Here is a 14260-nt window from a genome sequence, read left to right as displayed (position 1 = left end):
GTTATATAACAACAATACAGCACGTTACCGTACTGTATTGTTGTATAAAAATAACAATTATTGCTTATCCCACCAAACGCGGGTAGCAAAATTGTCTGGCCCTTGGTTGGCAACAGCTGCCTGGTAATTGGCACCGTTGGTTTGCGGAAGGGTGATTGGATAAGGCATACGGCGCGGAATTGAGCCGGTAATGTACTGGCCAGGATAAGTTACAGGGGTTAATACCGGATAACCTGATCTTCTCCAGTTAGCAAATGTCTCGTTGAAGTTAAATGTAGTTGAAGTTACTACATAATATTCAGTATTAATTTGCTGTAATGCAGTGGTGTTAGCTGTGTTTAACGGATTTCTGGACACGTAAGATGCAATGTCATTGTCGCTTACAACTGCTTGTGGAGTTGCATTCATTTGAGCTAATGATCTAATGTCTGCTGCCAACGCGTTAGCGTAGTGAGTAGCAGCAGAACCGGTGTTCCAACCACGAACGGCTGCTTCGGCCAATAACAATTCACTTTCGCCATAAGTGTAAAGCATATTTACACCACTACGATCATCATAAACAGTTAATCTTGGACGTGAGTATTTGCCTACAGGAGCCGGTGCATCATTTGGAACGGCAGGGTTAGCCGGGCTGGTGCCAGGGTAATTAGGTGCCTTAGATATATCAGTAGCTCCACCGTTTAAATCGTACCCATTAGGCATACCAATTTGTAAACTGGCGGTATTAACGCCTGGAGTTGCCCTATCTTCATTAGCAGCTTTACCTGTGCCAGCGCTAACTTCAGCAACAGCACTAATACGTGGGTCATTGCTGGTTTTCATAATATCAATCAGCGTTTTACCCCAACGTACTTCTCTAAAATCGTCTGCAACCAATAATGCATCGGAGTTAGAGTTGGAGTTGCCATTTGCATTGTCGGTCAAAACCTTAGCATTGTCAGCTACACTGGTCATCGTACCGGCGGCGTACGCTTTTTCGGCATATGTTTTAGCGGTTGCTGCATCTACTTTGGTAAGACGCATTGCCGCTTTAAGCATCAGCGAATAACCTAACCTTTTCCATTTGCTGATATCGCCACCATAAAATAAGTCTGATGATGGTTTATCTTTGTTCAAATCCAACGCGGCAGTAGCAGCATCTAATTGTGACAGCATAGCTTTATAAATGTCTTGCTGCTTATCAAATACTGGCGCTACATTGCCTGATTTTGCCTGTCCTTCTTGTGAGTAAGGAACGTCACCGTGCAAGTCGGTAATGCGCTGTATAAACATAACACGTAAAATAGTTCCGCAAGCATCCAGGTTGCTGTATTGAGTTTTACCCTGAACCAGGTTTTTCATCTCGTCAACCAAGGTTAAGGCACCGTAGCCTCTGTTCCAGGTTCTGCTATAATAGCCTGTTCCGCTACCTCTTAATACGTACTTGTCGCCATTGGCATAATAATCAAATGTAGATGCTAAACTTTGAACCCACATGCTTTGAAATAGCAATTGGTCATAACCGGTTTGCGAAAACTGGATTTGAGCCTGCGACATCAAAAAGTTAGGATTGAAGTTTTCTGAAGTAGCCTTATATGGGTCAGTGTTAACTTCATCAAAGTTTTTAGTACAACTGCTCGCAAAAGTTACGCCTGCAAGCAGCCATCCATATATTAAACGTTTTTTCATGTTTCTTAATTTTTAAATTTAAAGTTAACATTGAAACCATAAGTTCTGGTCTGCGGTAAGCTGGTGCCCTCTATACCTGTGTATCGAACATCATTAGAGAAACCTGATTCCGGATCGATGTTGTCAGTATGTTTCATGATAGTCCATAAGTTACGAGCTACGAATGATACATTGATGCTGCTGAATGGTGTACGACCTAAGATGTTTTTAGGAATGTTATAACCAAAAGTAACCTGGCGAAGCTTAATAAAGCTACCATCCAATACATCTAAACCTGATATTCTGCGGGCTAACTCTTGATAATAAGTTTGAGCCGGTACAGCTGTAGTATTTGGGGCACCGCTTGCAGTTACAGAATTAGGTGTTACTACACCGCCTTCGCGACCAACAAGAGTCATTTGATTTAGACCCCGTGAGATACTGTAATAGTTAGTTGCTGACAAAATTTTGTTACCAAAACGATAATCAGTCAAGAATGATAAATTAAATGATTTAAAGTTGAAAGAGTTGTTTAAACCTCCATACACTTTAGGAATGGTAGCACCCATCGGTATAAGAGCGCCCTGTACTGGGATACCACTGCCATCAACAATGATCTGACCGCTTGCGTTACGAGCATAATCGTAAGCCAAGATCTGTGGTCCGGACATACCCACAATTAGGGCAGTAGAAGCGTTTTGCGGGCGGTAAGTACCAAAAGATACGTTTGCGTTGGTTGGATCTGTCTGTAAAATTTTATTTTTTACATAAGTAAAGTTGAAAGACGGAGTCCAGCTAAAATTGCTTGATTTTACCGGAGTGCCGTGGATTTCAAGCTCCACACCTCTGTTTTGAGTTGAACCAGTACCTAAATATTGGTTGTTATAACCGGTAGATGGATCGATATTGGTATTGATGATTTCGTTTTTAGTTTTACGGGTAAATGCAGAAACATCAAATCCAAAACGATCATGCCAGAACTTCATCTCTAAACCGGCCTCTAACTCTTTCAGCGTAAATGGCTTTAAGAATAAGTTTGGCAACTGGGTACTGAAACCGCCGGCCGGAACACCATTGATAGAGTTATTTACTGTATAATAAACCTGATTGGCGTAAGCCGGTGCATCGTTGCTGGTTTGTGCATACGATAATCTTACTTTTCCAAGATCAAGATTGTTTATTTTCATCAAATCAGAAAAAATGAAACTTCCTGATACTGATGGAGAGAAAATACCCCGACCTACAGTACCTGATATACTACTGTAAGTATCATATCTGCCTGTTGTACTTAAAACTAAATAATCTTTGATAGAGAAGTCGGCTGAGTAATAGGCAGAGTTTACATGCTTGTTAGTATAGTTATCGGGTAAACGGGTGGTGCGGGCTGCAAAGTTGGTGATACTGTAAAAGTAAGGGATCACAAAACCACCATTACCCCCGGCAGTAATTAACCCGTCATAGCGGCTCTGACGAATGTTGCCACCTACACTTAAGTCCAAATTTAACCAGTCTTTAACAATGTCGTGTTTGGCGTTAACTAACACGTCCGCATTAAACTCAGTTGTTTGCGTGTTATATAACGTCATGGTGCCATTGTCATTACGATAGGCGGTGCCTGTAGGCTCAATGCTGGTACGCTCATCAATGATGTTATCATAACCTAAACGGCCTTGCGCATATAACCATTTTGTGAAGTTGTATTTACCTGCTAATGAAGAAATTAGACGTTTTCTAAGCGTATTGTTTTGAAAATCGTAAGCTGCAAAATACGGGTTGGTTACGTATGTATCGTTGGTAAAGCTTTGCTCTCTGCCGCTGGCACTAACACGGTTTGCTAATATGCTTTGATCTTCGTTGGGTGCTAAAAACTGAACGTTGTTAGGGTTACCTGGGCCGTCGCTTAATGAAGACCGGTTTTTACCTTTTTCTATTATGTAGTTAGCAATAACGGTAATGTCAAGTTTTTTTGTAACCGATTGTGTACCGTTAAAGTTAAAAGTTTTCCGGTCCAGATAACTGTTAGGTACAATTGAGTTTGCCCTTAAGTTAGATAATGACAAACGGAAACTCCCTGTTTCGCTGCCACCAGTGAACGATACAGTATTTGTGAAGCTCGGTGCAGTCCGGTAAAATTTCAGATAACTGTTTTTAATCGGAGAATACGCATATGATTTTCCGTCGAACTGTATAACCTGCGATCCGTCCATTTTGGCTCCCCAGGCTGAGTTTCCAGTGAGTAAGGCTTCTGATGCGGTGCTTGGTTTGGTGCCATTTTGGCCCTGGCCATAAACCTGCTGAAAATCAGTGTTGTTATAAGCTTTGTCAAACTGTAAGTTGGAGTTATACTCTACACCAAAGTTGGAATTTTTTTTACCTGATTTGGTAGTAATTAAAATTACACCGTTTGATGCACGTGAACCATACAACGCCGAGGCCGACTGACCTTTAAGCACCGTCATTGATTCAATGTCGTCAGGGTTAATGTTAGAAATACCGTCGCCGTAATCTGCGCCACCCCACTCACTGGCTGATCCGCGCTGGGTGTTATCCATTGGTACACCATTAATTACATAAAGCGGAGAACCGGCTGTAAAGCTGGTTAAACCTCTTAACAAAACACGTGAAGATGAACCCGGGCCACCGTTTGATGCTCCTACGCTCAAACCTGCCACCCTGCCTTCCAAAGAAAGTGCTACGTTAGTTTCACGCGCTTGATTTAAATCGTTACCATTTACAGTAGAAACTGAGTAACCCAGTTTTTTCTGGTCTTTTTTAATACCTAAAGCCGTTACCACAACTTCGTTCAACGCGCTGGTTGAAGGGGTAAGGCTAATGTTTAATTCAACCTTTCCGTTAGTGGCAATTTCTTGCGTAGCATAACCGATATAGCTAATCACCAAAATGGCGTTTGTAGGTGCTTCTATATTATAAGTACCGTTTACATCGGTAACGGCAGCTGTTTGGCGGCCTTTAACCTGTACGGTTACACCTGGAAGGGGCTGTCCTTTTTCGTCGGTAATTTTACCGGTAATTCTGCCATCGGCAGTAAAACGGTTAAAAGTTAACGCCGAGGCTACATGCGCCGGCGATTCGCTGTTATAGGGGGTTACTGTTGCTGCAGCAGCGTCAAGATTGATGACCAAGGTGCCGGCTAATATCAATTTTTGAGCGAGAGACAATTTGGGCAGATTAAATCTGTTCCTTTTGTCTTTCAAAGGCTTCGTAAATTTCATACTTATACGTTAATTGTTTAATGACTTTAATCAACTTAGTTATATAGTGGATGGGGCCATCTAAGGCTTGCAAGAGGTTGCTGTACAAAGCTTTACTAATGCAAAAGGAATGTTAGGTTTTGTTCATATATGGCTTGCTTGAGTTGTTTATTTAGTTGGTTTGTTGATAGTAGTGCTTAAACGTTTTAGTTGAGTTTCCGAAAAATAACTGCTATGTTTTTCTCGTATTAAATTCAACATGTATTTCGATGTCAAGGGCAAATGCCTCCTTGTTTTGTATCCAGTTTGTTACTTTCTTTCGCGCCAGCCTTCGATGGTATCTTATAAATCGGTTGGCTAAGAGCTGATTATCAAATATTTAATAAAAAATTTTTGTTAAGGTAACGTAAAAATAATGGCTGTCTATAATGGTCTAAGTAAATGAAATAGTTTATGAAAACAAAATATCTTTTAAAAAAAATTAAAAAGTTTTCGGATTAAATTGTTTTTTTGAAGTAACGGCCGTCGAATTTTACCATCTTGTTAGTAGATTTTGAAATTATGTGTAACAAGCGTAATGTTATCTGCCAAATTTTTTACGAACTATTAAAAAATGAGACAAAAGATTACTTTTTCTATAAATTATAGCCTAACAACCAATGGATAATCATTTTAAAGTATAAAAATGGTAGCATAAGTCTTTTAAATTTATTATATTAATAATAAAAATGATTAAAAGTTATGATTTACGAAGCGTTGAAATGTAATAAACCCTCTTGTGTTTACCGAATAATAGGTGTAACTCTTAAATAATATTGGATGAATGTTGCGCAGCGAGATAATTGTCGCATTGCGAGGTTCAACTTGCGATGTATTATAGGCCAGAACACACTAATAAATAATTATCTTATCCTTCGCGAGTTGCTTATAATTGTCTCTCAGTATTAGGCCTTACAACAATAAGTTATCTCCCAATACTTGATTTTTTTACCTCAATTTACATGAAAAGATATTGCTTAACACTGGATTTGATAAACGATGATAGCTTAATGGCCGAATATGAATCCCATCACCAAAAAGTATGGCCGGAAATATTGGAAAGTATAACTACATCAGGCATACTGCAGATGGAAATTTACAGGTTTAAAAGCAGGTTGTTCATGATTATGGATGTTAACAATGAATTTTCGTTCGAGAAAAAGGCCGGTATGGATGCTGGTAACGCTAAGGTGCAGGAGTGGGAGACATTGATGTGGAAATATCAGCAGGCGCTGCCCGGAGCTAAACCAGGTGAAAAATGGATGTTGATGGATTCTATTTTTCAGCTTAAACAGGCTTAAAGCCTGCCGCTATCTGTTGTTATTGCATACCTCACATTATTCATCTAAAGCCTTGATTATGCACGCCTCCAAAAAGATCAATCGTTTGTCGTTCTTGCTTTCATTTGTCATTGCTTTGGTAATACCGGCAATAGTTAAGGCCGAAAACGCGGCGGTCGTTAATTTGCAATGTGAGCATTTGTATAATCCAATTGGGTTGGATAACCCTAACGTACGACTGTCTTGGGTATTGCAGGATGTTCGAAGCGGCGCTCGGCAAGAGGCTTACCAACTTGCAGTAGGTACCGACGAAAAGCAGGTGAGCGCCGGCAGAGGCAATGTATGGCAAACGTCGAAAATAACATCTGATGCCAATTTAGTTACTTACGCAGGTAAACCATTACAGCCTTTTACCCGCTATTATTGGACAGTAACCCTATGGGATAAAAATGGTAAACCGGTAAAAGCGGCCGCTAACAGTTTTGAGATGGGAATGATGGGGCAAAGCCATTGGCGCGGTAGCTGGATTAGTGATGAGCATGGTGTTGATGAAAAAGCTGCACCCTATCTTCGCAAAGCATTTAATGTTCAAAAGCAAATTACATCGGCAAGAGCTTATATTGCTGCTGCCGGTTTGTATGAGCTATATATTAATGGTCTGCAAGTTGGCGACCATCGGCTGGATCCAATGTATACCCGGTTTGACCGGCGTAACCTGTACGTAACTTATGATGTAACCCGCTATTTGCAGAAAGGAGAAAATGCAGTAGGCATATTATTAGGTAATGGCTGGTATAACTTCCAGTCGCGCGCAGTGTGGGATTTTGAGCGTGCACCCTGGCGTAACCGGCCAGCAGTGTGTATGGATATTCATATCACCTATAGCGATGGTACAACTGATATGATTAGCACCGACAAAACCTGGAAAACGATGTTGAGCCCGTTAGTGTTTAACAGCATATACACTGGCGAACAGTATGATGCGCGGCGCGAAGTACTAAACTGGAACAAGCCTGATTTTAATGATAACAAATGGAATAGTGTAATTAACAGGCAGGCGCCGTCGGCTCATATCACAGCGCAGGCTATGGTGCCTGTTCGCAATGTTGAGAAGATTGTACCCGTAAGCTTTAAAAAGATTAACGATACTGCTTATCTGTATAATTTAGGACGTAACATAGCTGGTGTAAGTCAGATTACATTAACCGCCGACTCAAATACCCGCATCAAACTTGTACATGCTGAGCGTTTAAATGCGCAAGGTTTGCCCGACCAGTCAAATGTCGATTACTTTTTAACCGAATCTACAAAGTCAACCGATCCTTTTGCTACCGATGTTTATTATTTGAAAGGTAAAGGCACAGAAACTTTTGCGCCCCGGTTTAACTATAAAGGATTTCAGTACGTTGAGGTTACAAGCAATAAACCTATACAACTCAAGCAGGAAAGTTTAGTTGGCTGGTTTATGCATAGTGATGTAGCTCAGGTTGGCCACATTAACACTTCAAATCCTTTACTCAATAAGTTATACGCTGCCACTAATGCTTCTTATCTGTCAAATTTGTTTGGCTATCCTACGGATTGCCCTCAGCGCGAAAAAAATGGCTGGACAGGAGATGCGCACATTGCGAGTGACGTAGGCCTTTACAATTTTGATGTAATTACCGTTTACGAAAAATGGATGGCCGATCATCGCGATGAGCAGCAGCCTAACGGCGTATTGCCGTCTATTATACCTACCGATGGCTGGGGCTACGAATGGGGAAACGGGCCCGACTGGACGAGTACCGTTGCCATTATTCCGTGGAATGTGTATTTATTTTACGGCGATCAAAAGATATTAAAGGATAGCTATGACGCTATTAAGCGCTATGTAAATTATATTGACGAGAAGTATCCAAGCGGACTGACCACCTGGGGATTGGGCGACTGGGCGCCGGTGAAATCTAAAACGCCGGTTGAGTTAACCTCGTCCGTATATTATTTTGTTGATGTGGATATCCTGGCAAAAGCAGCCCAAATTTTAGGTAAGCAATCTGATTTCAAAATTTATACAGGACTGGCCGCAAAAATAAAACAGGCCATCAACGCTAAATATCTAAATAGCCAAACCGGGCAATATGCCGATGGTTATCAAACTGAGCAGGCTGTACCTTTGTATTGGGGCATTGTACCCAATCAACTTAAACCAAAGGCTGCTGCCATACTGGCCCGTTCGGTAGTTGCCAATAATTACCATTTGGATGTGGGTATATTAGGTGCAAAAGCTATTTTGGGTGCGTTAAGTGATAACGGGCAGGCAGAGACGGCCTATAAGTTAGCTACACAAGACACCTTCCCATCGTGGGGGTGGTGGATGGCCAATGGTGCTACCACGCTGTATGAAAACTGGGATTTGACGCTGAAGCGTGATTTGTCGCTCAATCATATCATGTTTGGCGAAATTGGTGCTTGGATGTTTAAAACGCTGGCTGGTATAAAGCCCAACGAGTCAAGGCCGGGCTTTAAACATTTCTTTGTACAGCCAGCTTTTGTTCAAGGCCTGGATAATTTTGAAGCACAGCATACCGGGCCATTAGGCAATGTAATTTCATCGTGGCGACGTACCGGTCAGCGCATTGCTTATCATATCGAAGTGCCTGCAAATACAACGGCTACCATAATATTCCCTGCGGATAAAGCCATTTATAATGGAAAGAAAAAAGTGCCCGCTGTATCTCCAATTAATGTAAATGCTGGCGTACATGACTATATAATTGAAAAGCCGCTGTACCCATAAAATCAAAGCATTAATGCTGTTCGATATCCATTTGTTTTAGCAATCCATTTTCGATGGTATATATGTGTTTTACCTTTCCATCAAATAAAATACGGCCTTCTAAATCTATTACCAACTGGTCAACTTCCACTGCTAAAGTTCCGTTAGTTCTTTCAACAAAAGTAACAGGAGTTACCTTGGGATTAATCTCTTGCCATTGCCGCTGCCAGTAGGCTTTTACTTCATCATGCCCGCGGGCATAGTCGCCTTCCCATGCTCTCGACCATTTAATGTCGGAATGCATCATTTGCAGTATAGTGTCGATATTACGGTTGTTAAAAGCTTGGTAAGCCTTTTTGATCAGTTCCTGACTTTTTAGGGAGCTGTTGTTAATCATGGCAGTATGTTTATATGATATTGTTTACTTAAAGTATGTGTATACTATTTTATAAATATCACCCTGCAAATTCAAACTAAGTTGAAAGCAGCTCTGATGTAATGGTTTCAATAGCATGTTCATCAAACATACTGTCCCAAATAAACCTCGGGGTTAAGAATATTAGGCATAGGTATTCCTTTAACAACGGCAATCACATTTTCGGCAGCTTTTGTAGCCATATTATCTCTGGTACCTACCGTGGCCGAACCTACATGTGGTAAAACGCATACATTAGGCATTTGCAGTAGTGGGTTATTTTTATCCATTGGTTCGGGGTTGGTAACGTCCAGGCCTGCTCCCCAAATCGTTTTATTCTCAAGTGCTCTGATTAAATCATCTTCCTGATGCATTCCGCCCCGCGCCGTGTTGACGAAAATAGAGGTGGGCTTCATTTGGGCAAAGGCATCGTGGTTAAATAATCCTTTGGTTTCTGAAGAAAGGCCTGCATGCACTGATAATACATCGCTTTGTTTTAAAAGCTCACCGAACGACACATATTGTGCTCCAAGCTGCTGTTCGGCTTCGGTACGGGGCTTGCGGTTGTGATAAATTATCTTCATTCCAAAGTAGGCTTTACATTTGGTTGCCAAGTCAAATCCAATCCGGCCCATACCAAAAATACCTAAAGTTTTACCATACAAATCCTGGCCTAAATGAGCGGTAGGATCGTAAAACTGCCATTCGCCCTGTGTAATGCTCCTGCTCATGCCAAACGCATTGCGCGATACCGCAAGCATCAATAAAAACGCAGTGTCGGCGGTGGTTTGTGTAATAACGTCGGGCGTATTACTTACCGGGATACCGTAACGGGTGGCGGCATCCAAGTCAACTTTGTCATGTCCTACACTTAGTAAAGCAATGCCTTTTAGATGACTGCAAGCTTTCAAAAAATCCTCGTCAATCGCATTTGGCCCCGAACTTAAAAGGACGTCCTGACCCTGACATAACTCAATGAGTTGGGCAGGCGTGAGTTCGCGCTTTTCGGTATATTGAGTTATTGTGCAACCTGCAGCTTCTAGTAATTCCATCCCTTTTTGCGGCAGTACCCTTGTTATTAAAACATTCATCGCCAAACGTAAAATTTATTAATGGTGTCTGCGGATAATTTTCCGCATTTCACAGTGATCTATTGATATTAAACCCGCTATTTAACTCCAAAATCAGATACAGGTTTTAAGAATTATTGTCTTGTTAATAGGTATGTACATTTTAACAATTAGCCCCAGGTATTAAGACATGTATGCTATCAGTATTCATACTGGGTATTTTCCATAATGATGGTTTGAACATTTATGCACTAAACATGCACAAACGTATTAGCACAGCTCATTCCGGCAAAATTATCTTTGAAAATAAGGTAATACCGTTAAATTATCTAACTAACCGGCCATCGGTCGGACTTAGTTTGAGTGTTTATAACCAATTTACTTACCTGCTGCTGCAAACTATTCAAGACTATTTATTTAATAATGACTAATAAACTACGTTGCTCTTTTATGGCAATACTTGCGCTTGGCCTGTCGGTTTCGGCATCAGCGCAACAACAAAATGATCAGGCTTTTTACCAATCTGTTAAAACCTATGTAAACCCAGTATTGCCCGGCGATCATCCCGATCCTACTTTACTAAAAGTGGGCGACGATTTTTACCATTGCGGTTCTACTTTTCATTTTAATCCGTACCTGCCCATTTACCACTCTAAAGACTTAGTGCATTGGGAAATTATCAGCCGGGTATTGCCGGCTTCAAAAGCTGCCTGGGTAACCGACCGACCGTCGGCCGGTATATGGCAAGGGGCTATTACCTACTTTTATGGTTCTTATTGGATCTACTTTTCGGCAGGTGGGCAATGGTTTAGCAAGGCATCATCGCCAAAAGGTCCATGGTCTGACCCGGTGCAAGTAAAATCCAATCCCCAAACTGGCCCCTTAGGTTATGATAATTCCATTTTTGTGGACGACGATGGCAAACCCTACATGGTCATTAAAAACGGGCAGAAAGTAAACCGTTTGCAGGCTTTAGGAAAAGACGGGCAGCTTACCGATAACGTAATTAACCTAGACTGGATTAATGCAAAACTGCAGTACAGCTGGGCCGAAGGCCCCGTAATGTGTAAACGCAATGGTATTTATTATTACTTTCCGGCAGGCGACGTATCGGGCGGGCAATACGTGCTTAAAGCATCAGCCTTAACCAGCGATTCGACCAAGTGGGAACGTTTGGGTAATTTTTTTAAGCCCATTACCGACAACGAAGTTGGCTTTAGGAAACCCAATCATATTGCAGCCCCCATCCAACTGGCAGATGGTACCTGGTGGACAATAGGGCAGAGCTATGAAAAATACGAAGGTAATGATTGGGCCGGTGCCGGCAGGCAAACTGCCCTATACCCGGTAATGTGGGAAGGTGACAGGCCTTGGGGCATGGCACCAACCACGCAACCTATTGTGAAGCCGAATTTACCACAAGGCGGTATCCCTTGGCGGCATGGTGCTTCTGATGATTTTGATAAATCTGAACTGGATTTAAACTGGCACTTTCTGACTAAAAAGGCATCAACTCAATACTCCCTTTCAGACCGAAAAGGATGGGTAACTTTAATGCCCGATACCAGCCGCAGCCATTTAATGCAAAAAGAGGTTGACCATTATTATTCGGTAATTACCAAGGTTGATTTAGATGCCATAAAGCCGGAAGAAAAAGCGGGTTTATATTTAACTAATGGCGATCAGAAAGTGACGGTGAAACTTTATACCGGGTTTAACGGCGGTAAAAAGATTACCCTACAGATGGACACTGCCACACGCTCGGTTAACAACCCTGTTGGTAAAACAGTATGGCTAAAATTACAACGTTACGCACATCAACTCACCGGGTATTTTAGTAATGACGGTAAAAACTGGACTAGTTTAGGTGCGCCTGTAAGTGCGGTAAACTTAGATAAGACTCAGCCAAACTTTAACTCGTGGGTAGGTACCAGCGTTGGGCTGTTTGCCGAAGGCAAAAAGGCAGCTTTTGACTGTTTTACTTACAAAGATGCATTTTCAGAAATTCCGGCTGTTAGCATGAATAATTTTTATGGTGTAAAAAAGCTGGCAGATCAGGCGGTAACCAATGATAGTGATAAGGGGGGATGGTTAATGATTGCCGGTGCCGATTTTGGTAAGCAGAAGTCTGCTAATGTCACTTTACAAGCTTCTTGTCAAACGGCTGGTCAGGTCGAAATATGGCTGGATGACTTACAGGGCGGTAAGCGTATTGCTAAAGTACAGGTAAAGCCTACTGGCAAAAATAATTATCAAACGTTTTCGGCAACAATAGATGGTGCGGTAAACGGCCAGCACGACGTGTTTATAAAATTTCCGAAAGGAACGGCGCAAAACATCCAGATTAAATGTTTGCAGTTGGTATCAAAATAAAACTGGTACGCAGTTAATAAGTAGCCTTAAATGTACAGTGCTAACAGGCAGTAGTCATGAGAAAGTGGAATATTATAGTTTTGATGCTTTTAGCATTTCCAGCTTTTAATTATGGGCAAACCCGAATTAAAAGCGCAAAGAGTGATGGCTCAACCAGCAGCTATCCTGATTTTTTTAGATTAGCAGGATACAAACAGGCTGATATTGATCGTAAACTGGCCAAGGCTTATTATGATGTTTTTGAGGGCCCGAATAAAGTTTACTTTGTGGTAGATGACTCTACCGCCTATGTGAGCGATGTTAAAAATCATGATGCCCGCACAGAAGGACTTTCTTACGGGATGATGATTGCAGTACAGCTTAACAAAAAGCAGGTTTTTGACCGCATATGGCGCTGGTCTAAAAAATACCTGCAGCATCAGAGCGGTCCGCGTGAAGGTTATTTTGCCTGGAGCATTAACACAAGTACAATGAAGCGTAACTCGGAAGGTTCCGCCTCTGACGGGGAGTTATATTATATCACCAGCCTGTTGTTTGCATCCAACCGTTGGGGTAACAATACCGGTATTGATTACTACCATGAAGCGCGGCATATTTTAGACGCCATGTGGAAAAAGGATGGCACCGGCAATATATTTAACCTCATTAATACGCAAGCCAAGCAAATTAGCTTCGTACCCGAGGGCGATGGTTACCACTGGACCGATCCTTCTTATCATTTACCGGCGTTTTACGAAGTATGGGCACTTTATGCAAAAGACGGACACGAGCAATTTTATAAAAACTGTGCCGATACTTCGCGTGTGTTTTTGCACCGGGCCTGCAACCCGGTAACCGGTTTAAACGCCGATTATACCGAGTTTAGCGGTAAACCCCATTCTACACGTTGGATGCCCGCTGCTTTCAGGTATGACTCCTGGCGTGTGCCCATGAATATTGCAATGGATTATAACTGGTTTGGCAAGGACAAAGCATGGCAGCAAGAATACGCGCAGCATCTTCAAGGCTTTTTGCGTTCAAAGGGAATCAATACTTTTGAGGATCAATTTAACCCGGATGGCTCTAAGCCAGACTTTATTTTGAAAGCCGGAAACAATCCGCCAAAACTGCGTCACTCGCTTGGCTTAGTGGCTACTGCGGCAACAGCATCGATGATTAACCGCAATGCGGAGAGTAAAGGTTTTATACAAGCCCTTTGGAATGCCGAACTTAAACCTTATGATGACGGCTATTTTGATCCTTATTACGACGGGTTGCTGTACTTATTCAGCCTGATGCATTTAAGTGGCAATTATCGTATTATTCAGCCTGCAGCAAAGTAAATGCAGTAGGTAAATAATTGTAATACTCTCATATCAAAACGCCGCAGCTATTTAAAATAGTCTGCGGCGTTCTTATTGTATGATTTAAGTGTAGGGTCGAAGTGAACTCGAACCGCTTTTTAAGCCAGTTAAATCATTCTTCAA

General features: G+C 41.8%; 8 protein-coding genes. 4 read left to right on the top strand and 4 right to left on the bottom strand.

All coding sequences use genetic code 11. From position 1 onward, the window contains the following. Nucleotides 1-57 precede the first annotated feature (57 nt). Both AAGR14_RS16525 and AAGR14_RS16520 read right to left on the bottom strand, forming a co-directional pair. Nucleotides 58-1668, bottom strand: a complete 1611-nt coding sequence (locus AAGR14_RS16525) for a SusD/RagB family nutrient-binding outer membrane lipoprotein (protein ID WP_342645342.1) — start codon at nt 1666-1668, stop codon at nt 58-60. Between the two features lie 5 nt (nt 1669-1673). Further along, the gene (locus AAGR14_RS16520; RefSeq protein WP_342645341.1) at nt 1674-4880 is read right to left on the bottom strand and encodes a SusC/RagA family TonB-linked outer membrane protein; all 3207 of its coding nucleotides are present in this window, start codon (nt 4878-4880) and stop codon (nt 1674-1676) included. Between the two features lie 980 nt (nt 4881-5860). Here AAGR14_RS16520 and AAGR14_RS16515 point away from each other — a divergent pair. Next, nucleotides 5861-6199, top strand: coding sequence for an L-rhamnose mutarotase (locus AAGR14_RS16515; protein WP_342645340.1), 339 nt, complete (start codon nt 5861-5863; stop codon nt 6197-6199). A gap of 58 nt (nt 6200-6257) precedes the next feature. Next, nucleotides 6258-8957 (top strand): family 78 glycoside hydrolase catalytic domain, encoded by a 2700-nt coding sequence (locus tag AAGR14_RS16510; RefSeq protein WP_342645339.1) that lies wholly within the window; start codon nt 6258-6260, stop codon nt 8955-8957. 10 nt (nt 8958-8967) lie between these two features. Here the strand turns inward: AAGR14_RS16510 and AAGR14_RS16505 are convergent, their stop codons facing one another. Together AAGR14_RS16505 and AAGR14_RS16500 are read right to left on the bottom strand one after the other, a co-directional pair. Continuing rightward, nucleotides 8968-9333 (bottom strand): nuclear transport factor 2 family protein, encoded by a 366-nt coding sequence (locus AAGR14_RS16505; RefSeq protein WP_342645338.1) that lies wholly within the window; start codon nt 9331-9333, stop codon nt 8968-8970. Nucleotides 9334-9455: 122 nt separating this feature from the next. Next, entirely contained in the window at nt 9456-10403 is a 948-nt protein-coding gene (locus tag AAGR14_RS16500) for a D-glycerate dehydrogenase (RefSeq protein ID WP_342645337.1), read from the bottom strand. Between the two features lie 441 nt (nt 10404-10844). Here AAGR14_RS16500 and AAGR14_RS16495 point away from each other — a divergent pair, with 441 nt between their 5' ends. Together AAGR14_RS16495 and AAGR14_RS16490 are read left to right on the top strand one after the other, a co-directional pair. Next, nucleotides 10845-12794, top strand: a complete 1950-nt coding sequence (locus tag AAGR14_RS16495) for a family 43 glycosylhydrolase (protein WP_342645336.1) — start codon at nt 10845-10847, stop codon at nt 12792-12794. A 56-nt stretch (nt 12795-12850) separates the two neighbouring features. Beyond that, entirely contained in the window at nt 12851-14116 is a 1266-nt protein-coding gene (locus tag AAGR14_RS16490; RefSeq protein WP_342645335.1) for a glycosyl hydrolase family 8, read from the top strand. The last annotated feature ends 144 nt before the right edge of the window (nt 14117-14260 follow it).

Source organism: Mucilaginibacter sp. CSA2-8R (genome assembly GCF_038806765.1).
In the GTDB taxonomy this organism is placed as follows: Bacteria; Bacteroidota; Bacteroidia; order Sphingobacteriales; family Sphingobacteriaceae; genus Mucilaginibacter.
This window is presented reverse-complemented; position numbering and strand designations above follow the sequence as displayed.